Raw genomic sequence first — 24,127 nt, forward strand, 5'->3', positions numbered from 1 at the left:
GCGGGGACGCGCCGCGCGGCCGCCCGGTGACTCCGCCGCCGCCCGTGCTCTCACCAGCCGCGGGCTCGCCACCGACCGAGGTGCGGGCGCTCGGCCCCGAGGGTGGTGTCGTCGCCGTGCCCCGCGTAGACGCGTGCGTCGTCGCCGAACCGGGCGAAGACCCGCTCCTCCAGATCGTCCATGAGCGAGGTGAAGCTCTCCGGCGACGTGGTCCGCCCAGGGCCGCCCGGGAAGAGCGAGTCGCCGGTGAAGAGGTGCACGCGACCCGGGCGGTCGCCGTCGTCGCCCTCGCGCAGCGCTAGCGCGACGGAGCCGGGGGTGTGACCCCGCAGGGCGATCACCTCCACGACGAGGTCCCCGACGGCGATCGTGTCGCCGTCGGCCAGGCGGCGGTCGACCGGCACGGGCAGGGCGTCGGCGTCCTCCGCCCCGGCGAGCACCTGTGCACCGGTGGCCGCGACGACGGCCGGCAGGGCGCGGTGGTGGTCCCAGTGCTGGTGGGTCGTGACGACGGCGGCCAGGGAGCCGCTGCCCTCCGCGACCAGCGCCAGGACCCGGTCGGCGTCGTCGGCCGCGTCGACGAGAAGCTGCGTGCCGTCCGGCGCGGTGACGAGGTAGGCGTTGTTGTCCTGCTCGGAGACGGAGGCCTTGCGCACCGTCGTCGCGCCGAGCCGGTGTGCGGCGCTCGGGCCGCCGTAGGTGACGTGGGCGTCGTCGAGGGGGTCAGTCATGGTCGCCTCCCTCCGGGCCGGGGTCGGCGTCCTCCCGCGCGACGGGGGCGTCGTCGACGGCCTCCATGTCGTCCGGGCGGGCCTGCGCGCCCAGCGGCTCCGCGCTCTTCTCGGCGGCGTGCAGGGCGTGCGCGGCCCGGACGAGGGTCAGGTGCGAGAAGGCCTGCGGGAAGTTCCCGGTGAAGCGCTCGCCGTGGGGGTCGTACTCCTCGGACAGGAGCCCGACGTCGTTCATCACGGCGACCAGCTGGTCCATGTGCTGCTTGGCGGTGGTGACGTCCCCGATCCGGGCGAGCGCGTCCACCAGCCAGAAGCAGCAGGCGAGGAACGGGTGCTCGTCGCCGGCCAGGCCGTCCACCCCGCTCGCGGTGAGGTAGCGGTGCACCCACGGCCCGTCCGCGAGCTCCTCGCGGACCCGCCTGACGGTGCCGTGCAGGCGCTGGTCCTCCGGCGGGAGGAAGCCCACCTGGACGAGCTGGAGCAGGGACGCGTCGGTGGTCTTCGACCCGTAGTACTGCACGAAGGAGCCGAGCTCCTCGTCGTAGCCGTGCTCGAGGACGTCGGCCTTGACCTCCTCGCGGACCTCGCGCCAGCGTTCCACCGGCCCGTCGCAGCCCTCCTCCTCGACGGCGCGGACCGCACAGTCCAACGCCGCCCAGCACATGACCTTGGAATGGGTGAAGTGGCGCAACGGGCCGCGGATCTCCCAGATCCCGTGGTCGGGCAGCCGCCACTTGTCGATCATGTTCTCCACGAGGACCCGCTGCAGCGCCCAGGAGTCGCCGTCGGCGGCCAGCCCGGACCGCCGCGCGAGGTCGAGGGCGAGCATGACCTCGCCGAGGACGTCGTTCTGGTGCTGGTCCACGGCGCCGTTGCCCACCCGCACCGGTGTGGAGCCCGCGTAGCCGGTGAGGTGCGCGAGCTCGCGCTCGGGCAGCTCGCGGGAGCCGTCCAGCCGGTACATGATCTGCAGGTTCTCTGGGTCGCCGGCGACGGCGCGCAGGAGCCAGGCGCGCCACTCCTCGGCCTCCTCCCGGAACCCGACCTCGAGCATGGCCTCCAGCGTCAGGGCGGCGTCACGCAGCCAGGAGAAGCGGTAGTCCCAGTTGCGCTCGCCGCCGATCTCCTCCGGCAGCGAGGTGGTGGCGGCGGCGGCGATGCCCCCGGTGGGCTCCTGGGTCAGGAGCCGGAGGACGAGGAGGGAGCGGACGACCTGCTCGCAGTAGTCGCCGTCGTAGGAGTTGGCTCGCGCCCAGTCGCCCCAGACCGTCTCGGTGTGGCGCAGCGCCTTCTCGACGTCGGGGCGGGTGGGGATGCCCTCCCACGACTTCGACCAGGTCATCACCAGCTCGACGGTCTCCCCGCCCGTCACCTCGAAGCCGTCCTGGTGCCGGCCCTCGACACCCTTGGGCAGCCGGTCGCCGGCGAGCGTGATGGCGTCGGGACCGGCGACGGCGCGGATCACCTCGGCCCCGTCGGGGTCCGTGTCGCGGTGCACCCACGGCCGGGTCTTGCCGTAGCCGAAGCGCACGACCCACTCGTGCTCGAAGGTCACGGTGCCGGTCAGTCCCTCCACCCGGCGGATGAGGTCCGACCGGCCGTCCGCCACCGGCATGGCGTCGATCACGCGGGCGGTGCCGGTGGGGGTGGTCCAGGTGGTCTCGAGCACGAAGCTGTCCCCGACGTATCGACGGGACGCGGTCACGCCGTCGTCGTTGCCGCTGTTCGCGCCGCCGTCGTTGCCCCGGCTGGTGCCGGTTTTCGCGCCGGCGTCGCGGCTGCTGGTGCCGTTGTTAGCGCCGTCGTCGTCACGGCTGCTGGTGCTGCTGTTCGCGCCGTCGTCGGTGGTGGCGCCGCTTTTGTCAACGCCGTCGTCGTCGGTGCCGCCTTCCGCGTCGTTCGCGCCGCGGTCCGTGGCGACGGCGGCCAGCAGCCAGCGGCCGTTCTCCGGGGTACCGAGCAGCGCGGCGAACAGCGCATGCGAGTCGAGCCACGGCAGGCACAGCCAGTCCACCGAACCGCGCCGCGAGACGACCGCCACCGAGCGCGCGTCCCCGACAACGGCGTAGTCCTCGATAGGCGTGGGTCCGGGCTGGTCAGCGGTCTCCTGCCGCTCGGCGTCGGCCTGCTGCTCCGCGGTGGCCTGCTGCTCGGTGGCCTCGTCCTTTGCGTCGGTCGCCGCATCGGCTGCTCTGATGTCGCTGGGTGCCGTCATCTTTCCCATCCTGGCAGAGCACGCGAACCGGGACGCGGCGAAGGCCCGGCGTCGCGACCGCCGGGACCGGGGCGGCCGCGTCGCCCACTCCGTCGACTCCCGATCGTCGGCGGGCAGGACCGGGCGACGGGGGAGTGGCGTATCCGGAGCGTGACGAGCAGAGGGCGCGCGGATCCGGACCGCCCGAGGAGAAGGGGCGTGCGGATCCGGACCGACGGACGGGCAGGGGGGCGCGCGGAACCGGGACCGGCCGACGAGCAGGGGCGTGCGCAGCCGGAACATGTGACGAATCGAACAGTTGTGCGGCTGTGGGTGCGGGCGCATATCATCGCCGGGTGAGTGATCAGCTTCTCGTGCGCGGCGCGCGCGAGCACAACCTCCGCAACGTCAGCCTCGAGCTCCCGCGCGACCGGCTCATCGTCTTCACCGGCCTGTCCGGCTCCGGGAAGTCGTCCCTGGCGTTCGACACGATCTTCGCCGAGGGGCAGCGGCGCTACGTGGAGTCGCTGAGCTCCTACGCGCGCCAGTTCCTCGGGCAGATGGACAAGCCCGACGTCGACTTCATCGAGGGGCTCTCGCCCGCCGTCTCCATCGACCAGAAGTCCACCAACCGGAACCCGCGGTCGACGGTCGGCACGATCACCGAGGTCCACGACTACCTTCGGCTGCTGTTCTCCCGGGCCGGCACCCAGTACTGCCCCGTGTGCGGCGAGCGGGTGACCGCCCAGACACCCCAGCAGATCGTCGACCGCCTCAGGGAGATGCCCGAGGGCACCCGGTTCCAGCTGCTCGCACCGATGATCCGGGGCCGCAAGGGCGAGTACACCGAGCTCTTCCGCGACCTCCAGACGCAGGGGTTCGCGCGTGCCCGGGTCGACGGCACGGTCGTCCCGCTCAGCGAGCCGCCGGTCCTGGAGAAGAAGCTCAAGCACGACATCGACGTCGTCGTGGACCGCCTCGTGATCCGGGAGAACGTCCGCCAGCGGTTGACCGACTCCGTCGAGACCGCCCTGCGCCTGGCCGACGGCCTGGTGGTCGTCGAGCTCGTCGACCTCGACGCGAACGACCCGGGTCGCGAGCACCGCTTCTCCGAGAAGCGGGCGTGCCCCAACGACCACCCGCTCTCGCTCGAGGAGATCGAGCCGCGCACGTTCTCCTTCAACGCCCCCTACGGCGCCTGCCCCGAGTGCACCGGCATCGGCTCGCGGCTCGAGATCGACCCCGAGCTCGTCGTTCCGGACGAGGAGCTGAGCCTGGCCGAGGGCGCCGTCGCGCCGTGGGCCGCGCAGAGCGAGTACTTCCTGCGCCAGCTGCGAGCCCTGGCCGAGCAGCTCGAGTTCTCCGTCGACGTGCCCTGGCGCGCCCTGCCCCAGCGTGCCAAGCAGGCGGTGCTGCACGGCAAGGACTACGAGGTCAAGGTCCGGTACCGCAACCGGTGGGGACGGGAGCGCTCCTACACGTCCGGCTTCGAGGGCGCCGTCGACTTCATCAAGCGCAAGCACGACGAGACCGAGTCCGACTGGTCGCGCGAGCGCTACGAGGGCTACATGCGCGAGGTGCCGTGCCCGGTGTGCCGGGGCGCCCGCCTCAAGCCCGAGGTGCTGGCCGTGCGGGTCGGCGAGCTCAACATCTCCCAGCTCAGCGACCTCTCCATCGCCGAGGCCAAGGCGTACCTGGACGGCCTGCACCTGGGCACCCGGGAGTCGGCGATCGCCGGCCAGGTCCTCAAGGAGATCCACGCCCGCCTGCAGTTCCTCCTCGACGTCGGCCTGAACTACCTCACGCTCTCGCGCGGGGCGGCCACGCTCTCCGGCGGCGAGGCGCAGCGCATCCGGCTCGCCACCCAGATCGGCTCCGGCCTGGTGGGTGTGCTGTACGTCCTCGACGAGCCGAGCATCGGGCTGCACCAGCGGGACAACCGGCGGCTGATCGACACCCTGACCCGGCTGCGCGACCTCGGCAACACCCTCATCGTCGTCGAGCACGACGAGGACACCATCCGGATGGCGGACTGGATCGTCGACATCGGACCGGGCGCGGGCGAGCACGGCGGCCGGGTCATCCACACCGGCGACCTGCCCGGGCTGCTGACCGCCGAGGAGTCGGTGACCGGCGCGTACCTGGCGGGTCGGCGCTCCATCCCGATGCCGACGAAGCGGCGCAAGGTCGACAAGGGCCGCCAGCTGACCGTCGTCGGGGCGAAGGAGAACAACCTCAAGGACGTCACGGTCTCTTTCCCGCTCGGCACGCTCGTCGCCGTCACGGGTGTCTCCGGCTCGGGGAAGTCCACCCTGGTCAACGCGATCCTGTACAAGGTGCTCGCCGCCGAGCTCAACCGGGCGCGCTCGGTGCCCGGGCGGCACAAGAGGGTCACCGGCCTCGACGGGCTGGACAAGGTCGTGCACGTGGACCAGTCGCCGATCGGCCGGACCCCGCGCTCGAACGCCGCGACGTACACGGGCGTGTGGGACCACATCCGCAAGCTGTTCGCGGAGACGACCGAGTCGAAGGTGCGTGGGTACGGCCCCGGCCGCTTCTCGTTCAACGTCAAGGGCGGACGGTGCGAGGCCTGCAAGGGCGACGGCACCATCAAGATCGAGATGAACTTCCTGCCGGACGTGTACGTCCCGTGCGAGGTGTGCCAGGGCGCGCGGTACAACCGCGAGACCCTCGAGGTGCATTTCAAGGGCAAGACCGTCGCCGAGGTCCTCGACATGCCGATCGCGGAGGCCGTCGACTTCTTCGGCGCGGTCCAGAAGATCACCCGCTACCTGCAGACCCTCGTCGACGTCGGCCTGGGGTACGTCCGCCTCGGTCAGTCCGCCACGACGCTCTCCGGCGGCGAGGCGCAGCGGGTCAAGCTCGCCTCCGAGCTGCAGCGACGCTCGACCGGTCGCACCGTCTACGTGCTCGACGAGCCGACCACCGGGCTGCACTTCGAGGACATCCGCAAGCTCCTCCAGGTGCTGCAGGGCCTGGTCGACAAGGGCAACACGGTCATCGTCATCGAGCACAACCTCGACGTCATCAAGAACGCCGACTGGATCATCGACATGGGCCCCGAGGGCGGTTCCGGCGGCGGGACGGTGGTCGCGGCCGGCACCCCGGAGAAGGTGGCGAAGGTCCCCGAGTCGTTCACCGGGCAGTTCCTCGCAGAGATCCTCGCCGCGCGCTGACCTGCGCGGCAGACGGTGAATCCTCGCCCGGGCACCGGCGGACGGCTAGCGTGTGGTCATGGGAGCACTCCAGACGTACAACGTGACAGTCGACTGGACCGGGGCCGACGAGCGCGGCACGTCGAGCTACACCAGCTACTCGCGCGACCACGAGGTGCGGGTGGAGGGCAAGCCCACGCTGCTGGCCACCTCGGACCTCAAGGTCCGCACCGACGTGAGCCGGTACCGCGCCGAGGAGCTCTTCGTCGGCTCCATCTCCCAGGCCCAGATGCTGTGGTTCCTGCGCACCGCCGCGAGGCACGACGTCGTCGTGCTCGGCTACGCCGACAAGGCGACCGGGACGCAGCGCGTGGAGGGCGCCGGCTCGGGGCCCTTCGTCGAGGTCGTGCTCCGCCCCCGGGTGACGTTCGCCGACCCGGGCGTCAGCGAGGAGCTCGCCGCCCGCCTGCACCACGAGGCCCGTGAGTACAACCACGTCGCCCGGTCAGTCGGCTTCCCGGTCCGTGTCGAACCCGCGCACACCACGGCCCACACCACCGCCTGACCACCGCGCGACCGGCGGCAGCGCCACCGGCCGAGTGGGGTCCGGATCCGACGCGACGGCGCCGCGAGGCGTCCCCGTGCTGACGTAGGCTCGAGGGCATGGCCGACCCGTCCACGTACCGACCCCGGCCGGGGGAGGTGCCCGACCAGCCGGGCGTCTACCGCTTCCGCGACCCGCACGGCCGCGTCGTCTACGTCGGCAAGGCCAAGAGCCTGCGCAGCCGGCTCGCCAGCTACTTCCAGGACATCGCGGCGCTGCACCCACGGACCCGGCAGATGGTCACGACCGCCTCCTCGGTGGAGTGGACGGTCGTCGGCACCGAGGTCGAGTCGCTCGCGCTCGAGTACGCCTGGATCAAGGAGTTCGACCCGCGGTTCAACGTCAAGTACCGCGACGACAAGTCCTACCCCTTCCTCGCCGTCACCATGGGGGAGGAGGTGCCCCGCGTCCAGGTCATGCGCGGCGCCAAGCGCAAGGGCACCCGCTACTTCGGTCCCTACACGCACGCCTGGGCGATCCGCGAGACAGTCGACCTGCTGCTGCGGGTCTTCCCTGTGCGCACCTGCTCGCCGGGCGTGTACCGGCGCGCGGAGTCCTCGGGCCGGCCGTGCCTGCTCGGCTACATCGACAAGTGCTCGGCGCCGTGCGTGGGGCGGATCTCCAAGGAGGACCACCGCGAGCTCGCGGACGAGTTCTGCCGCTTCATGGAGGGCGAGACCGGTCCGCACCTGCGCCGCGTCGAGCGGGAGATGCGCGCGGCCGCGGCGGAGCAGGACTACGAGCGCGCCGCCCGCCTGCGTGACGACGTCGCCGCCCTGCGCAAGGTGGTGGAGAAGAACGCCGTCGTCCTCCCCGACGGCACCGACGCGGACATCTTCGCCCTCGCCGCCGACGAGCTCGAGGCGAGCGTCCAGGTGTTCCACGTGCGCGGCGGCCGGATCCGCGGCCAGCGCGGCTGGGTGGTCGAGCGCGTCGAGGAGCTCGACGAGGCGGGCCTCGTCGAGCACCTCCTGCTGCAGGTGTACGGCGACGCCCCGGCCGCCGTCGCCCCGCACGATGCGAACTCGGTCGGCAAGTCCCGTGCGCGCCGGGCCGACGGCGAGGCGACGAGCGTCGACGACGTTCCCCACACCCCGACCACGGCCGTGCCGCGCGAGATCCTCGTGCCGGTCCTGCCCGCCGACCTCGAGGGCGTGACGGCGTGGCTCTCGGGTCTTCGCGGTGCCCGGGTCAGCATCCGGGTGCCGCAGCGCGGCGACAAGAGGAAGCTCGCCGAGACGGTGCACGCCAACGCCGAGCAGGCGCTGACGCTGCACAAGACCCGCCGCGCCGGCGACCTGACGTCCCGGTCCAAGGCCCTCGGCGAGCTGCAGGAGGCGCTCGGGCTGGCGGAGTCCCCGCTGCGCATCGAGTGCTACGACATCTCCCACACCCAGGGCGCCCACCAGGTGGGCTCCATGGTCGTCTTCGAGGACGGCGTCGCCAAGAAGTCCGAGTACCGCCACTTCGTCGTCCGCGGCGAGGACGGCGAGGGGGCCCGCGACGACACCGCGGCCATGGACGAGGTGCTGCGCCGGCGCTTCCGCCGCTACGTCGCCGAGCAGGAGGCGCTCGCCCAGGCCCGCGCGGACGCGCCGGGTCTCGCCGACGCCGCGGCGCTCGCGGTCGGCGCCGCCCTCGCCGGCGACGACCCCGACCGCCAGGACACCCCCGTCGTCGACCTCGACGCCGTGGACGACGACGGCGTGCCGCTGCGATCCGGACCGGTGGACCCCACCACGGGACGGGCACGCCGTTTCGCCTACCCGCCCAACCTGGTGGTGGTCGACGGCGGGCAGCCCCAGGTCGCCGCCGCCCAGCGGGTCCTCGACGAGCTCGGCATCGACGACGTCGCGCTCGTCGGTCTGGCCAAGCGTCTGGAGGAGGTCTGGCTGCCCGGCGACGACTTCCCGGTGGTGCTGCCGCGCACCTCGCCGGCCCTGTACCTCCTGCAGCACCTGCGCGACGAGTCGCACCGCTTCGCCATCAGCCACCACCGCTCCCGGCGCGCCAAGGCCATGACCCGCTCCGTGCTCGACGACGTCCCCGGCCTCGGCCCCACCCGCCAGGCGGCCCTGCTCAAGGCCTTCGGCTCGGTCAAGAACATCCGGGCCGCCTCCGTGGAGGAGGTCGCCGCCGTCAAGGGCGTCGGCCCGCGCACCGCCCAGGCGGTCCTGGACGCGCTGGCACCCGGCGGGCGTGACCACCTGGCATCCTGAGGGCATGACGAACGAGGGCACCGACGACACGCGTCCGCAGACCGTCCCCGAGGGGATCCCGCTGCTGGACGCCGAGTCGCGGCTGCCCAAGAACGACCCGCCAGAGCTGCTCATCATCACCGGCATGTCCGGCGCCGGCCGCTCGCGCACCGCCGCCGCGCTGGAGGACCTCGACTGGTACGTCGTCGACAACCTGCCGCCGCGGATGCTCGCCGCGCTGGCCCGGATGATGACCCCGGCCGAGGGTGGCGTGCACCGCCTCGCCGCCGTCGTCGACGTGCGCAGCCGCGAGTTCTTCGCGGACCTGGTCAGCGTCCTGGACCAGCTGCGCATGCAGGGCACCGACTACCGGATCGTCTTCCTGGACGCCGCCGACGACGAGCTCGTCCGCCGCTACGAGTCCGTCCGCCGCCCGCACCCGCTGCAGGGCGAGGGCCGCCTGCTGGACGGCATCGCCGAGGAGCGCCAGCTGCTGGCGCACCTGCGCCGCCGCGCCGACGTCCTGATCGACACCACCGACCTGTCCGTGCACGACCTGGCCCGCAAGGTCCGTGAGGTCGTCGCGGGGGAGGGCGACCGGCCGCTGCGGCTGACGGTGGTCTCCTTCGGCTTCAAGTACGGCCTGCCGCTCGACGCCGACCACGTCGTGGACGTGCGCTTCCTGACCAACCCCTACTGGGTGACCGAGCTGCGCCACCTCACCGGCCGCGACGAGCAGGTGCGCGACTACGTCCTCGGCCTCGAGGGGGCCGAGGAGTTCGCCGACCGCTACGTCGACGCCATCGCCCCCGTGCTGGACGGCTACATCAACGAGCTCAAGCCCTTCGTGACCATCGCGGTGGGCTGCACCGGCGGCAAGCACCGCTCCGTGGCGATGACGGAGGCGATCGCCGAGCGGCTGCGCGACCGCGGCCAGTCGGTGCGCACCCTGCACCGGGACCTGGGGCGCGAATGAGCGTCCTCGACCCGGGAGGCGTCCCCGACCGCGGCACGGGCCTGCAGCCCGGCGCGCGCGGGCCCGCCGTGGCCGCGCTCGGCGGTGGGCACGGCCTCGCCGCGACCCTGGGGGCGCTGCGCCACATCTCGCAGAACCTCACCGCGGTGGTGACGGTCGCAGACGACGGCGGATCGTCCGGCCGCCTGCGCCACGAGCTGAGTGTGCTCCCGCCGGGGGACCTGCGCATGGCGCTGTCCGCGCTGTGCGACGACGGCGAGTGGGGCCTGACCTGGCGCGACGTGCTCCAGCACCGCTTCGTCTCCGAGGGGCCGCTGAACAACCACGCCGTCGGCAACCTGCTCATCGTCGCGCTCTGGGAGCTCCTCGGCAACGAGGTCGCCGGGCTCGACCTCGTCGGCCGGCTGCTCGGCGTGCGCGGACGCGTGCTGCCGATGGCCGCGGTCCCGCTGGAGATCGAGGCCGACGTGTGCTCCGACGGCGTCGTGCGCACCGTGCGCGGCCAGGCCAACGTCGCCGTCTCCGAGGGGCGGGTCGAGCACGTGCGGCTCGTGCCCGAGGACCCGCCCGCGTGCCCCGAGGCGCTCGAGGCCGTGCGGGCCGCGGACTGGGTCGTCCTCGGCCCCGGCTCCTGGTACACCTCCGTGATTCCGCACCTGCTCGTGCCCGAGCTCTACCGCGCGCTCCACGAGACGACGGCGCACCGCGCCCTGACCATCAACCTCACCGCCCAGGTGGGGGAGACCAGCGGCATGACCGCCGCCGACCACGTGCGCAGCCTCCACGAGCACGCCCCCGACCTGCGGCTGGACGTCATCCTCGCCGACCCCACCGCCGTCGAGGACATCGACGACCTCACCGACGCGGCCTCCGGGTGCGGCGCCCGGGTGCTGCTGCGCCAGATCGGCGGCGGGGACGCCCGCGACCGGCACGACCCCCTCCGGCTGGCGGCGGCCTACCGGGACGCCTTCGAGGGCGTCCTGGGCGACGTCGCGCCGGGCGCGGGAGGAACGTCGGCGCGATGAGTGCGAAGATGACCGGCATGTCGTTGACCTCCGCCGTGAAGGATGAGCTCGCCCGTCTCCGGGTGGACAAGGTGTCGGCCCGCAAGGCGGAGGTGGCCGCGACGCTGCGGTTCGCCGGTGGCCTGCACATCATCTCGGGCCGCATCGTGGTCGAGGCCGAGCTCGACGCCGGCATCGCCGCCCGCCGGCTGCGCCAGACCATGCAGGAGGTCTACGGGCACTCCTCCGACATCATCGTCGTCTCCGGCGGCGGGCTGCGCCGCGGCAACCGCTACGTCGTCCGCGTCGTCAAGGACGGCGAGTCCCTCGCCCGGCAGACCGGGCTGCTCGACAACCGGGGCCGCCCGGTGCGGGGCCTGCCGCCGCAGGTCGTCTCCGCCGGCGTCGCCGAGGCCACCGCAGCGTGGCGCGGCGCCTTCCTCGCGCACGGCTCGCTCACCGAGCCGGGCCGCTCCAGCTCCCTCGAGGTGACCTGCCCCGGCCCCGAGGCCGCGCTCGCCCTGGTCGGCGCCGCCCGCCGCATGAACGTCGCCGCCAAGGCCCGCGAGGTCCGCGGCATCGACCGCGTCGTCATCCGCGACGGTGACGCCATCTCGGCGATGCTCACCCGCATGGGCGCCCACGACGCCGTGCTCGTGTGGGAGGAGCGGCGGATGCGCCGCGAGGTCCGCGGTACGGCCAACCGGCTCGCCAACTTCGACGACGCGAACCTGCGTCGCTCCGCGCGCGCCGCGGTGGCCGCCGGCGCCCGGGTCGAGCGGGCCTTCGAGATCCTCGGCGACGAGGTGCCCGAGCACCTGATCCAGGCCGGGCGGCTGCGCCTCGAGCACAAGCAGGCGAGCCTGGAGGAGCTCGGTCAGCTCTCCACGCCGCCGCTGACCAAGGACGCCGTCGCGGGACGCATCCGGCGCCTCCTCGCGATGGCCGACAAGCGCGCCCACGAGCAGGGGATCCCGGACACGGAGGCCATCCTGACCCCCGACATGCTGGACCTGTGACCAAGCCCTAACCTCGTTGTGAGAGCACTCACAGATGGGGCCCCGCGGACCATGGTCCTTGGGTGGTTTGTCCCAGCGGTGGGTAAACTCGGCAGTGCTGGTCGGGCAGGTCCCCGCCGCGCACCGCGCGCGGACCGACCCGGTCAGGAGCACCCTTTAGCGGTGCTGACGAATCCGGACAATGCGTGCGCCGAGCGGCGCACTCCAGGAGGACATAGTGACCATCCGCGTCGGCATCAACGGCTTCGGCCGTATCGGCCGTAACTTCACCCGCGCCCTGCTGGCCTCGGGGGCTGACATCCAGATCGTGGGTGTCAACGACCTCACCGACAACAAGACCCTGGCGCACCTGCTGAAGTACGACTCGGTCTTCGGCGTCCTCAAGGAGGACGTGTCCTACACCGAGGACTCCATCTCCGTGGGCGGGCAGACCTTCAAGGCGCTCGAGGAGAAGGACCCCGCCGCGCTGCCGTGGGGCGAGCTGGGCGCGGACATCGTCATCGAGTCCACCGGCCGCTTCACCGACGCGACCAAGGCCAAGGCGCACATCGACGCCGGCGCCAAGAAGGTCATCATCTCGGCCCCCGGCAAGAACGAGGACGCCACCTTCGTCGTCGGCGTGAACCACACCGACTACGACGCGGCGAGCCACCACATCATCTCCAACGCCTCCTGCACCACCAACTGCCTCGCCCCGATGGCGAAGGTGATGGACGAGGAGTTCGGCATCGTGCGCGGCCTGATGACCACCATCCACGCGTACACCGCCGACCAGAACCTGCAGGACGGCCCGCACAAGGACCTGCGCCGCGCCCGCGCCGCCGCCGTGAACATCATCCCGACGTCGACCGGCGCCGCCAAGGCCGTCTCGCTCGTCCTCCCGCAGCTCAAGGGCAAGCTCGACGGCTACGCCCTGCGCGTGCCGGTCCCGACCGGCTCCGCGACGGACCTGACCTTCACCGCCTCGCGCGACGTCACCGTCGAGGAGGTCAACGCGGCGATGAAGAAGGCCTCGGAGACCGCCGAGCTCAAGGACGTCGTCGAGTACACCGAGGACCCGATCGTCTCCTCCGACATCATCGGCAACCCGCACCCCTCGATCTTCGACGCCGGCCTCACCAAGGTGATCGGCGACCAGGTCAAGGTCGTCGCCTGGTACGACAACGAGTACGGCTACTCCACCTCGCTGGTGACGCTCACCGAGTACGTGGGCGCGCGTCTCTGACCGGCTGACCGCCAGACCCCGACGGACGTCCGCGTGCGCAGCTCCTGGCTCGTGCACGCGGACGTCCGCCTGTGAGCACACCGAGGAGAACCATGAAGACCATCGAGGACCTGGGCGACCTGCGCGGCAAGCGCGTGCTCGTCCGCTCCGACTTCAACGTCCCGCTCGACGGGACGACGATCACCGACGACGGCCGGATCCGAGCCGCGCTGCCCACCCTGCAGATGCTCGTCGCCGCCGGCGCGCGCGTCATCGTCACCGCGCACCTGGGCCGGCCCAAGGGCACCCCGGACGAGAAGTACTCCCTCGCCCCGGTGGCCGACCGCCTGGGCGAGCTGCTCGGCGCGAAGGTCACCCTCGCCAAGGACACCGTCGGCGAGGACGCCAAGGCCGTGGTCGCGGACCTGTCCGACGGCGAGATCGCCCTCCTGGAGAACATCCGGTTCGACGCCCGCGAGACCTCCAAGGACGACGCCGAGCGCGGCGCGCTGGCCGACGAGCTGGCCGCGCTGGCCGACGCCTATGTCTCCGACGGCTTCGGCGTCGTCCACCGCAAGCAGGCCTCGGTCTACGACGTCGCCGAGCGGCTCCCGCACGCCGCAGGCAAGCTCGTCCTGAAGGAGATCGAGTCCCTGCGCCGCGCGACCGAGGACCCCGAGCGTCCCTACGTCGTCGTGCTCGGCGGCTCCAAGGTCTCCGACAAGCTCGGCGTCATCGCCAACCTCCTCGGCAAGGCCGACCGCCTGCTCATCGGCGGCGGCATGGTGTTCACCTTCCTGGCCGCCAAGGGCCTCGAGGTCGGCTCCTCGCTCCTCGAGGAGGACCAGCTCGACACCGTCCGCGGCTACCTCGACGAGGCCGAGGCCAAGGGCGTCGAGATCGTCCTGCCCACGGACATCGTGGTGGCGCCGGAGTTCAAGGCCGAGGCGCCGGCCACCGTGGTGGCCGCCGACGCCATCCCCGCCGACCAGATGGGCCTGGACATCGGCCCGGAGTCCCAGCAGGCCTTCGCGGCGAAGATCGCCGACGCCAAGACCGTGGTGTGGAACGGCCCGATGGGCGTGTTCGAGTTCGAGGCGTTCGCGGCCGGCACCAAGGCCGTCGCCCAGGCGATGTCCGACGCCGACGGGTTCACCATCGTCGGCGGGGGCGACTCCGCCGCGGCCGTGCGCACGCTGGGCTTCGACGAGGCCACCTTCTCCCACATCTCCACCGGCGGCGGCGCGTCGTTGGAGTACCTCGAGGGCAAGACCCTCCCCGGCATCGCCGTCCTGGAGGACTGACATGGCAGACCGCACCCCGCTGATGGCGGGCAACTGGAAGATGAACCTCGACCACCACGAGGCCATCGCGCTGGTCCAGAAGCTCGCGTGGACGCTGAAGGACGCCAAGCACGACTACGCCTCCGTCGAAGTCGTCGTCGTGCCGCCGTTCACCGACCTCAGGTCGGTCCAGACCCTGGTCGACGGCGACAAGCTCGACATCCGCTACGGCGCCCAGGACGTCTCCGCGCACGCCGCCGGCGCGCGCACCGGGGAGATCTCCGCCGCCATGCTGGCCAAGCTGGGCGTGAGCTACGCCGTCGTCGGCCACTCGGAGCGGCGCGAGTACCACGGCGAGTCCGACGTGCTCGTCGGCGCCAAGGCCAAGGCCGCGCTGGGCGCGGGCATCACGCCGATCGTGTGCGTGGGTGAGGGGCTGGACGTGCGCCAGGCCGGCGAGCAGGTGACGTACTGCCTCGCGCAGCTCGACGGCGTCTACGCGGAGCTCTCCGCCGAGGAGGCGGCGAAGACCGTCGTCGCGTACGAGCCCGTGTGGGCCATCGGCACCGGTGAGGTCGCGACCCCGGAGGACGCCCAGGAGGTCTGCCAGGCGGTCCGCGCCCGGCTCGCCGAGCGGTACGACCAGAGCGTCGCGGACGCCGTGCGCGTGCTCTACGGCGGTTCCGTGAAGTCCTCCAACGTTGCCTCGATCATGGCCAAGGAGGACGTCGACGGCGCGCTCGTGGGTGGCGCCAGCCTCAAGGCCGAGGAGTTCGCGGCCATCGTGCGCTACCAGGACCACCAGGTCGGCCTCTGACCCAGGAGCACCGGCTCGGCCTGTGACCCGGGAGCACCGGGTCGTGACGCAGGATCACCGGGCCGCGCTGTAACCCCTGGCCCGCCGTGCCGTGTGCCGCCGTCGCTCCGACGGCGGCACACGCGTGTCGGCACACGCGTGTCGGCACACGCGTGTCGGCACACGCGTGTCGGCACGGATGCGACCGGCCCGGGCGGGTTACGGACCTGAGGACGGTCGGGATCGCTTATCCTTGTCGGGGCGCCGCGGCGCCGGCACAGCTCGAGACGACGAACGGACTTCCCTTGGACGCACTGCGGATCGCACTCCAGGTGCTGCTGATCCTGACCAGCTTCTTCCTGATCCTGACCATCCTCATGCACAAGGGCAAGGGTGGCGGTCTGTCCGACATGTTCGGCGGAGGGATCTCCAGCTCGGTCGGGTCCTCGGGAGTCGCCGAGCGCAACCTCAACCGGATCACCGTCGCGGTCGCCATCGTGTGGGGCGTCACCGTCGCGCTGATCGGGCTGATCCAGAAGTTCGAGTTCTGAGGAGATCGTCGTGGCTGGTGGAAGTGCGATCCGCGGCTCGCGCGTCGGTGCGGGCCCCATGGGCGAGGCCGAGCGCGGGGAGGCCGCACCCAGGGTCTGGGTGAGCTACTGGTGCTCCCAGGGGCACGAGGTACGTCCGAGCTTCGCAAAGGAGCCGGACATCGTCATCCCGGAGACCTGGGACTGCCCCCGGTGCGGGATGCCCGCCGGGCAGGACCGGGAGAACCCGCCGCTGCCCCCCAAGAACGAGCCGTACAAGACCCACCTGGCCTACGTGAAGGAGCGCCGCTCCGACGAGGACGGTGCCGCCCTCCTCGACGAGGCGCTGGCCGCGCTGCGCGAGCGCCGCGGCGGCTGACTGCCCAGCGGTCAGACCCGACCGAGGCTGCGCACCACCACCACGCTCGCCACGCACCTCGCACCGCCGACTGACACGTTCGGCACCGTCCGAGCGCCGTGTGGGCGACGCTTTCGTGTCACTGGGCGCTAGCGGGCGTCGCGTGACACTTTTGGCACCGTCGGAGTGGCGTACGGGGGACCGGTACGTGTCACTCGGCGATGAAAGCGCGAGCGAAGGTGCTCCGTCCCCGGGTTGTCAGGCCTGGGAGAGCTCGCGCAGCCCCTTGGTCAGGACCCGGCCATAGGTGACGTCGGGGTCGAGCCGGCGCAGCTCCTCGATGAGCGTGTTCTCCGTGCTGCGCTTGGGCAGGTTGAGCCGCTGGTCCGGCCGGCCGGGGCGGGAGAGCACCGCCACCGTGGACCCCTCCGGCCGGGTGATGCTCACCGGTCCCGAGGCGCGCTCGAGCACGACCTTGCTGATCGCGTCGTGGCCCTCGTTGACGACGGTGGCGGGCACACCGAGGCTCACCCGCAGCCAGGCGGCGAGCAGGTCCACCGAGGGGTGCTCGGCGGACCCCGACACCTGGGCCGAGAGCACCGGCTCCTGCGGCGGCTCGTCCAGCGCCGCGGCGAGCATGCCGCGCCAGAGGGTCAGCCCTCCCCAGGCGAGGTCGGTGTCGCCGGCGGCGTAGCCGTCGGCCAGGACGTGCAAGGTGGCGACGGGGTCCTCGCAGCGGATCGCCTCGGTGATCCGCCGCTGGGCCATCGCGCCGATCGGGTCCTCGGACGGGCTCGCCGGCGGCTGGCTCGGCCACCACGCCACGGTCGGGGCGTCGGGCAGGAGCAGCGGGGTGACCAGGGTGTCCGGGTTGGCGCCGGCGCCGCCACGCGGACGGAGCACGACCACCTCGGAGGCCCCGGCGTCACCGCCGACGCGGATCTCCGCGTCCAGGCCCGCCGGTGCGGCGTCGTCGTCGGGCAGGACCACGATGACCCGCATGGGGTGCTCGTGGGAGGCGCCGTTCGCCGTGCGGATGGCCCGCTCGGCGGTGGCGTCGTCGTCCGGCCGGATGATCAGGGTGAGGACGCGACCCAGGGCGACGGCGCCGCCCTCGTCGCGCAGGGAGACCATGCGGGCGCCGACGTCCGCGGAGGTCGTGGAACGCATCGTGACGATCATCGGTGCTCCTTCGTCGTGGTCCGGTTCACGGCCGGCGCCAGCTGCGCCCGTCGCGTGCCAGCATCTCGTCTGCCCCGGCCGGTCCCCAGGTGCCCGGCGCGTACTGCTCGGGCTGGCCGTTCTCGGCCCAGTGCTCCAGGATCGGGTCGAGGATCTTCCAGGACAGCTCGACCTCCTTCTGCCGCGGGAAGAGCGGCGGGTCGCCCAGCAGGACGTCGAGGATGAGCCGCTCGTAGGCCTCGGGGGAGTCCTGGGTGAAGGCGTGGCCGTAGCCGAAGTCCATGGTCACGTCCCGCACCTCCATGGCGGTGCCCGGGACCTTGGCGCCGAAGCGGATCGTCACGCCCTCGTCCGGCTGGACCCGGAACACCAGGGCGTTGGCGCCCAGCTCCTGGGTGGCGCCGAGGTCGAACGGCAGGTGCGGGGCCCGCTTGAACACCACGGCGATCTCGGTGACGCGCCGGCCCAGGCGCTTGCCCGCACGCAGGTAGAACGGCACCCCGGCCCAGCGCCGGGTGTCGACGTCGAGCCGGACGGCGGCGTAGGACTCGGTGGCCGAGTCGGCCGGGATCCCGTCCTCCTGCAGGTAGCCGCGCACCTGGGCGCCGCCCTGCCAGCCCGCGGCGTACTGCCCCCGGGCGGTGGCGGCGTCCAGGTCCGCGGGCAGCCCGACGGCGGAGAGGACCTTCTCCTTCTCGGCGCGCAGCGCGTCGGCGTCGAAGGAGACCGGCTCCTCCATGGCGGTCAGCGCCAGGAGCTGGAGCAGGTGGTTCTGGATGACGTCGCGCGCCGCCCCGATACCGTCGTAGTAGCCGGCGCGCGAGCCGATCCCGATGGACTCCGCCATGGTGATCTGCACGTGGTCGACGTAGTTGGCGTTCCAGATCGGCTCGAACAGCTGGTTGGCGAAGCGCAGCGCCAGGATGTTCTGGACCGTCTCCTTGCCGAGGTAGTGGTCGATCCGGAAGACCGAGTCGGGCGGGAAGACCTCGGAGACGACGGCGTCGAGCTCCTGGGCGGAGGTGAGATCGTGACCGAAGGGCTTCTCGATGACCACCCGGCGCCAGCTGTCCGGCTCCGAGCCGGACAGGCCCGAGCGGGCCAGCTGACGCAGCACCAGGGGGAAGGCGTTGGGCGGGACCGAGAGGTAGAAGGCGTGGTTGCCCCCGGTGCCGCGCTCGGCGTCGAGCTCCTGGACCGTGGTGGCCAGCCGGTCGAAGGCCTCGTCGTCGTCGAACTCGCCGCGCACGAACCGGAAGCCGGAGGCGAGCTGCTGCCACGTCCGCTCGTCGAACGGGGTGCGCGCGTTCTCGCGCACCGCGTCGTGCACCACCGCGGCGAAGTCGGCGTCGGACCAGTCGCGCCGGCCGAACCCGGTCAGCGCGAACGACGGCGGGAGCAGGCCGCGGTTGGCGAGGTCGTACACCGCCGGCATGAGCTTCTTCTTCGCCAGGTCGCCCGTGATCCCGAAGATCACGAGGGACGACGGTCCGGCGATCCGCGGGAGGCGACGGTCCAGGGGGTCGCGCAGCGGGTTGTTGTTCGTTCCGGTCATGACGGTGCGGGTCCCCCCAGAAGGCCGGCGAGCCACGACAGCGCGTCCGGGCTGGTCACGTGCAGGCGAAGCACCGGCCGGCCGAGCTCGGCGAGCACGCGGGCGTCGCCGGCGGCCTGCGCCGAGATCAGGGTGGTGAAGTCGAAGTCACGGCCGGGGATGTCCACGTGCGCGCGCGGCGACGCGGTGATCTGCAGGAACACCCCGACGGCCGGGCCGCCCTTGTGCAGCTGGCCGGTGGAGTGCAGGAAGCGCGGACCCCAGCCGAAGGTGACGGGACGACCCGTGCGCGCGGCCAGGCCGGCGCGGGTGTCGTCCAGGACGTCCGCCGCGCGGCCCTCGCGGTCGAGGTAGGCCATGACGGCGAGGTAGCCGTCCTCGCCGATCTCGGCGAGGAGCCGCTCGACCGCCTCGCCCACCGACGAGGCGCCGGTCAGGAGGCCCTTCGAGGCGCGCACCTCGACCCCGGAGTCGGTGAACGCGGGCGGCGGAGGCCCGGGCGTCTCGTCAAGCAGGGTCCGGGTGGCGGCCTTGGCGGCCTCCACGTCGGGCTGGTCGAACGGGTTGATGCCGAGCAGGCGCCCGGCGACCGCGACGGCGTGCTCCCACAGCAGCAGGGTGCCGCCGAGCGTGCCCGAGACGGTGACCTCGGTGGTCGCCGCGGCCGCCTCGTCGGCGTCGCTGTCGTCCTCGTCGGCGAGCGGGGTGAGCAGGACGGGCAGGACGTCCGGCGCCGGGCTGTCGAGCTCGGGCGCCCCGGTCTCGGCGACGACCGGCAGCAGCCCCGTCCCGGCCTTGCCGGTCGACTCGGCCACGAGCTGCTCGGCCCAGTCGCCGAGGTGGAACAGGCCTGATCCGGCGTCGACGATGACGACCTTGTCCCGCAGCGGCTCGGTGCCCCCCAGGGCCGCGCCGAGCACGAGGGCGGGGTTCGCCTCGGAGTCCTCGGCGAAGAACGGCGCGACGGCGGCCGCCTCCTCGAGCAGCTCCTCGACGTCCACCCCGGCCAGCGCGCTCGGCACGAGGCCGAACGCGCTGAGCGCGGAGAACCGTCCGCCGACCGTGGGGTCGGCCTCGAAGACCGCGCGGTAGCCGGCCTCCGCGGCCTGCTGCTGCAGTGGTGAGCCGGGGTCGGTGACCACGACCATCCGGCGCGCGGCGTCGATCCCGGCCGCGGTGAACGCGGCCTCGAACGTGCGGCGCTGGGAGTCGGTCTCCAGGGTGGTGCCGGACTTGGACGACACCACGACGACGGTGCTGCGCAGGTCGCCGTCGAGGGCCCGCCGCACCTGGCCGGGGTCGGTCCCGTCGAGGACGACGAGCTGGGCGCCGTGGGTGCCGGTGATGACCTCCGGCGCGAGGGACGACCCGCCCATGCCGCACAGGACGACCCGGTCGATGCCCTCGGCCAGCAGCTCGGCGCGCAGCCTCGCCAGCGGCTCGAGCAGCGACCGGGAGGTCTCGTGCAGGGCGGTCCAGCCCAGCCGCACCTCTGCCTCGGCCTGCGCGTCGGCGCCCCACAGCGTGGCGTCCTGCGCGCTCAGCCGGCTCGCGACCTTGTCGCTGACAAGAGTCGGCAGGTGCGTCCCGACGGCGCGGGCGGCGTCACCGGTCGCGCTGACCTCGATGACCGCGCCCTCCTCGGGCCCGGCCCACGCGATCGTCGCGGAGGGTGTGGTCACTCGGCCGCCTTCTGCGTGGCGGTATCGCCCTTGAGCGCGGCGTCGACGGTCTCGACGAGCTCGGCCCAGCTCCTCTCGAACTTCACAACGCCCTCCTGCTCCAGGGTGTCGGTGACGTCGGTGTAGCTCACGCCCAGACGCTCGAGGCTGTCGAGGACCTGGCGGGACTCCGCGTACGTGCCGTGCACCGTGTCGCCGCGCAGCTGGGCGTGGTCACCGGCGGCGAGCAGGGTCTTCTCCGGCATGGTGTTGACCACGCCGTCCACGACCAGCTCGTCGACGTACATCGTGTCCGGGTAGGCGGGGTCCTTGACACCGGTGGAGGCCCACAGCGGACGCTGCGGGTGCGCGCCCGCGGCGGCGAGCTCCTCCCAGCGCGGGGTGGAGAAGATCTCCTCGTAGGCCTGGAAGGCCAGGCGGGCGTTGGCGATGCCGGCCTTGCCCTTCAGCGCCTTCGCCTCGTCGGTCCCGATGGCGTCGAGCCGCTTGTCCACCTCGGTGTCGACGCGCGAGACGAAGAAGCTCGCCACCGAGCGGATGGTGCTCAGGTCGATGCCGGCGCGGTGCGCCAGCTCCAGGCCGTCGAGGTAGGCCGCGGCCACCGCGCGGTAGCGGTCCAGGGAGAAGATCAGCGTCACGTTGATGCTGATGCCCTCGCTGATCGCCTGGGTGATCGCGGGCAGCCCCTCCATGGTGGCGGGGATCTTCACGAAGGCGTTCGGGCGGTCCACGGTCGACCACAGCACCCGGGCCTGCTCGATCGTCTTCTCCGTGCTGTTGGCCAGGCGCGGGTCGACCTCGATGGACACGCGGCCGTCCTCGCCGCCGGTGGCCTCGTAGACGTCGGTGAACAGGTCGCAGGCGTGGCGGACGTCGTCGGTGGTGACGGTGATGACGGCGTCGTCGATGCTGGTGCCCTGCTCGGCGAGGTGCGCCATCTGCTTGTCGTAGGCGGAGCCCTCGGCGAGGGCGGCGGCGAAGATGGTGGGGTTGGTGGTCACGCCCACCACGTGGAGCTCCTTCGTGTGGGACATGAGCTCCCCGCTGGTCAGGGCCTCGCGGGAGAGGTCGTCCAGCCAGATGGAGACGCCGTGCTCGCTGAGCTCGCGGAGCCGGTCGTTCGTGGTGCTCTCACTCATGGTTGCTGCTCCAGACGTGTCGGAAGGGTGGTGGGCGTGACCGTGGTCGTTACTTGGGCAGGTCGCCGGTGCCGGCCTGCGTAGGGACGTCCGTCGCGCCGGCGCCCCCGTCGTGCCCGGAGGCGGCGGCGATGGAGTCCTTGGCGGCGGCGGCGACGGCCTCGGCGGTGATCCCGAACTTCTCGAAGATCACCTTGTAGTCGGCGGAGGCGCCGTAGTGCTCGAGCGAGATCGCCCGGCCGGCGTCTCCGATCAGGTGCTGCCAGCTCATCGCGATGCCGGCCTCGACCGAGACGCGGGCGCGGACGGCTGCGGGCAGGACCTGCTCGCGGTAGGCCTCGTCCTGCTCGGCGAACCACTCCTGGCTCGGCACGGAGACCACGCGCGCGTTCACGCCCTCGGCGGCGAGCTGCTCACGGGCCGCGAGGGCCAGCTGCACCTCGGAGCCGGTGGCCATGAGGATGACGTCCGGGGTGCCCCCGGCCGCCTCGGCGAGGATGTAGGCGCCCTTGAGCGTGCCCTCGGCGGAGGCGAGGGTCTCGCCGTCGGCCGCGCCGGTGCCGCGCTCGGGGTTCGGCACGTCCTGACGGGTCAGGACGATGCCGGCCGGGCGGTCGGTGCGCTCGAGGATGCCGCGCCAGGCGTAGGCGGTCTCGGCGGCGTCGGCGGGTCGGACGACGTCGAGGCCCGGGATGGCACGCAGCGCGGTCAGGTGCTCGACGGGCTGGTGCGTCGGGCCGTCCTCGCCGAGGCCGATCGAGTCGTGTGTCCACACGAACGTGGCCGGGGCCCCCATGATGGCGGCGAGCCGCACGGCGGGGCGCATGTAGTCGGAGAAGGTGAGGAAGGTGCCGCCGTAGGGGCGGGTGAGGCCGTGCAGCGTGATCCCGTTGAGGATCGAGCCCATGGCGTGCTCACGGATGCCGAAGTGCAGCGTGCGGCCGTACTCGTTGCCCGGGAACATCTTGCTCGAGCGCTCCACCGGCAGGAAGGAGGGCTCGCCCTTCATCGTCGTGTTGTTCGAGCCGGCGAGGTCGGCGGAGCCGCCCCAGAGCTCGGGCAGGGGGTCGGCCAGCGCGGACAGCACCTCGCCGGAGGCCTTGCGGGTCGAGACCGCCTTGCCGCCCTCGAAGGTGGGCAGGGACTCCGTCCACCCCTCGGGGAGGGCGCGCTCGCGCAGCCGGTCCAACAGGGCTGCACCCTCGGGCGAAGCGGTGCGCCACGCGGAGTACGCCTGGTCCCAGCCGTCCCGGGCGGCAGCGGCTCGGGCCTTGGCGTTCTCGCGGGTGTGGCTGAGGACCTCGTCGGTGATCTCGAAGGTCTTCTCCGGGTCGAAGCCGAGGATCTCCTTGACGGCTCGGACCTCGTCGTCGCCCAGGGCCGAGCCATGGATCGCACCGGTGTTCTGCTTGGTGGGCGCGGGCCAGCCGATGATGGTGCGCAGGGAGATGATCGAGGGCTTGCCGGTCTCGGCCTTGGCGGCCTGGATCGCGGCCCAGAGGGCGTCGACGTCCTCGGAGTACTCGCCGCCGCCGTGGGTCCAGTCCACCCGCTGGGTGTGCCAGCCGTAGGCCTCGTAGCGGGCGAGGACGTCCTCGGTGAAGGCGATGTTGGTGTCGTCCTCGATGGAGATCTCGTTGTCGTCGTAGATGACGACGAGGTTCCCCAGCTCCTGGGTGCCGGCGAGCGAGGAGGCCTCGCCGGAGACGCCCTCCTGCAGGTCGCCGTCGGAGGCGATGACGTAGATGTGGTGGTCGAACGGGCTGGTCCCGGCCGCTGCGTTCGGGTCGAGCAGTCCGCGCTCCTTACGGGTGGCGTAAGCCATGCCGACGGCGGAGGCGATGCCCTGGCCGAGCGGTCCGGTGGTGACCTCCACGCCGGTGGTGTGGCGGTACTCCGGGTGCCCGGGGGTCTTCGAGCCCCACGTGCGCAGCGCGGCGATGTCCTCGAGCTCGAGCCCGATGCCCGCGAGGTAGAGCTGGATGTACTGGGTGAGCGAGGAGTGCCCGGCCGAGAGGACGAACCGGTCGCGGCCCAGCCACTGGTCGTCGGCCGGGTCCAGACGCATGACCTTCTGGTAGAGCATGTATGCGGCGGGCGCGAGCGACATGGCGGTGCCGGGGTGCCCGTTGCCGACCTTCTGGACGGCGTCGGCGGCAAGCACGCGGACGGTGTCCACCGCGCGCCGGTCGAGGTCGGACCACTCCAGGGCGGGGGTGGCGGGCGTTGAGTTCACAAGTCCTCGTTTCCGTCCCGGTCCGCCCGGGACAATGTCGACCGTCGGCTCCACCGGTCGAGGTGACCGCGGGCAGCGCGTAATACTGTGCGACCTTACCGCCGGGCACGCGACCCGGCAGGCGGGGTCCATTTGTTGCCGCGGGCCGGCGATCTGTAGCCAGGACCACGGCGAGGAGTTCCGTCCGGACGGGCGGGTCCACGTACGATGGAAGGCGGACGGAGCGGCGAATGTTCCGCCCTCCCAGCGGTCCGTGACCG

18 protein-coding genes are annotated in these 24,127 nt (G+C 72.3%); 11 read left to right on the forward strand and 7 right to left on the reverse strand.

Going from position 1 to position 24,127, the window contains the following annotated elements:
• Nucleotides 1-50: 50 nt before the first annotated feature.
• Nucleotides 51-731: an MBL fold metallo-hydrolase gene (locus GD748_RS10910; protein WP_152195242.1), complete on the reverse strand. Its 681-nt coding sequence runs from the start codon at nucleotides 729-731 to the stop codon at nucleotides 51-53.
• Nucleotides 724-2,946: a glycoside hydrolase family 15 protein gene (locus GD748_RS10915; RefSeq protein WP_226921200.1), complete on the reverse strand. Its 2,223-nt coding sequence runs from the start codon at nucleotides 2,944-2,946 to the stop codon at nucleotides 724-726. The genes GD748_RS10910 and GD748_RS10915 overlap by 8 nt, the downstream gene beginning before the upstream one ends.
• Nucleotides 2,947-3,281: 335 nt before the next feature.
• Between GD748_RS10915 and uvrA the strand changes: the two genes are divergently transcribed.
• The 11 genes from uvrA to GD748_RS10970 all read left to right on the forward strand — a co-directional run bounded on the left by uvrA (nucleotide 3,282) and on the right by GD748_RS10970 (nucleotide 16,094).
• The gene (gene uvrA / locus GD748_RS10920; RefSeq protein ID WP_152195243.1) at nucleotides 3,282-6,122 is read left to right on the forward strand and encodes an excinuclease ABC subunit UvrA; all 2,841 of its coding nucleotides are present in this window, start codon (nucleotides 3,282-3,284) and stop codon (nucleotides 6,120-6,122) included.
• A gap of 58 nt (nucleotides 6,123-6,180) precedes the next feature.
• On the forward strand, nucleotides 6,181-6,666 hold the full coding sequence (locus GD748_RS10925; RefSeq protein ID WP_152195244.1) for an OsmC family protein: 486 nt from the start codon (nucleotides 6,181-6,183) through the stop codon (nucleotides 6,664-6,666).
• Nucleotides 6,667-6,764: 98 nt separating this feature from the next.
• Complete coding sequence (gene uvrC, locus GD748_RS10930) at nucleotides 6,765-8,924, forward strand: excinuclease ABC subunit UvrC (RefSeq protein ID WP_152195245.1); 2,160 nt, start codon at nucleotides 6,765-6,767, stop codon at nucleotides 8,922-8,924.
• A gap of 4 nt (nucleotides 8,925-8,928) precedes the next feature.
• Complete coding sequence (rapZ, locus tag GD748_RS10935) at nucleotides 8,929-9,879, forward strand: RNase adapter RapZ (RefSeq protein WP_152195246.1); 951 nt, start codon at nucleotides 8,929-8,931, stop codon at nucleotides 9,877-9,879.
• A complete protein-coding gene (locus GD748_RS10940) occupies nucleotides 9,876-10,904 on the forward strand; it encodes a gluconeogenesis factor YvcK family protein (protein ID WP_152195247.1) in 1,029 nt (342 codons plus the stop codon). Before rapZ ends, GD748_RS10940 begins: the two co-directional genes overlap by 4 nt.
• Nucleotides 10,905-10,921: 17 nt before the next feature.
• Entirely contained in the window at nucleotides 10,922-11,902 is a 981-nt protein-coding gene (gene whiA, locus GD748_RS10945; RefSeq protein ID WP_152195670.1) for a DNA-binding protein WhiA, read from the forward strand.
• Between the two features lie 217 nt (nucleotides 11,903-12,119).
• Nucleotides 12,120-13,127 (forward strand): type I glyceraldehyde-3-phosphate dehydrogenase, encoded by a 1,008-nt coding sequence (gap, locus tag GD748_RS10950; protein WP_152195248.1) that lies wholly within the window; start codon nucleotides 12,120-12,122, stop codon nucleotides 13,125-13,127.
• 92 nt (nucleotides 13,128-13,219) lie between these two features.
• A complete protein-coding gene (locus GD748_RS10955) occupies nucleotides 13,220-14,410 on the forward strand; it encodes a phosphoglycerate kinase (RefSeq protein WP_152195249.1) in 1,191 nt (396 codons plus the stop codon).
• Nucleotide 14,411: 1 nt separating this feature from the next.
• The gene (gene tpiA / locus GD748_RS10960) at nucleotides 14,412-15,206 is read left to right on the forward strand and encodes a triose-phosphate isomerase (RefSeq protein ID WP_152195250.1); all 795 of its coding nucleotides are present in this window, start codon (nucleotides 14,412-14,414) and stop codon (nucleotides 15,204-15,206) included.
• 284 nt (nucleotides 15,207-15,490) lie between these two features.
• Complete coding sequence (gene secG, locus GD748_RS10965) at nucleotides 15,491-15,736, forward strand: preprotein translocase subunit SecG (protein WP_152195251.1); 246 nt, start codon at nucleotides 15,491-15,493, stop codon at nucleotides 15,734-15,736.
• A gap of 10 nt (nucleotides 15,737-15,746) precedes the next feature.
• Nucleotides 15,747-16,094, forward strand: a complete 348-nt coding sequence (locus GD748_RS10970; RefSeq protein WP_152195252.1) for an RNA polymerase-binding protein RbpA — start codon at nucleotides 15,747-15,749, stop codon at nucleotides 16,092-16,094.
• Between the two features lie 237 nt (nucleotides 16,095-16,331).
• On the opposite strand, the gene GD748_RS10975 is transcribed toward GD748_RS10970, so the two are convergent.
• The 5 genes from GD748_RS10975 to tkt are packed head-to-tail and all read right to left on the reverse strand — an operon-like array spanning nucleotide 16,332 to nucleotide 23,867.
• A complete protein-coding gene (locus GD748_RS10975; protein WP_152195253.1) occupies nucleotides 16,332-17,255 on the reverse strand; it encodes a glucose-6-phosphate dehydrogenase assembly protein OpcA in 924 nt (307 codons plus the stop codon).
• A gap of 25 nt (nucleotides 17,256-17,280) precedes the next feature.
• Nucleotides 17,281-18,810, reverse strand: a complete 1,530-nt coding sequence (gene zwf / locus GD748_RS10980; protein ID WP_152195254.1) for a glucose-6-phosphate dehydrogenase — start codon at nucleotides 18,808-18,810, stop codon at nucleotides 17,281-17,283.
• Nucleotides 18,807-20,492, reverse strand: coding sequence for a glucose-6-phosphate isomerase (locus GD748_RS10985; RefSeq protein ID WP_405002677.1), 1,686 nt, complete (start codon nucleotides 20,490-20,492; stop codon nucleotides 18,807-18,809). The genes zwf and GD748_RS10985 overlap by 4 nt, the downstream gene beginning before the upstream one ends.
• On the reverse strand, nucleotides 20,489-21,631 hold the full coding sequence (gene tal, locus GD748_RS10990; RefSeq protein ID WP_152195255.1) for a transaldolase: 1,143 nt from the start codon (nucleotides 21,629-21,631) through the stop codon (nucleotides 20,489-20,491). The genes GD748_RS10985 and tal overlap by 4 nt, the downstream gene beginning before the upstream one ends.
• Nucleotides 21,632-21,680: 49 nt before the next feature.
• Entirely contained in the window at nucleotides 21,681-23,867 is a 2,187-nt protein-coding gene (gene tkt, locus GD748_RS10995) for a transketolase (RefSeq protein WP_226921203.1), read from the reverse strand.
• Nucleotides 23,868-24,127 lie beyond the last annotated feature (260 nt).

It is taken from the genome of Georgenia subflava, from assembly GCF_009193155.1.
GTDB classification, from domain to species: domain Bacteria; phylum Actinomycetota; class Actinomycetes; order Actinomycetales; family Actinomycetaceae; genus Georgenia; species Georgenia subflava.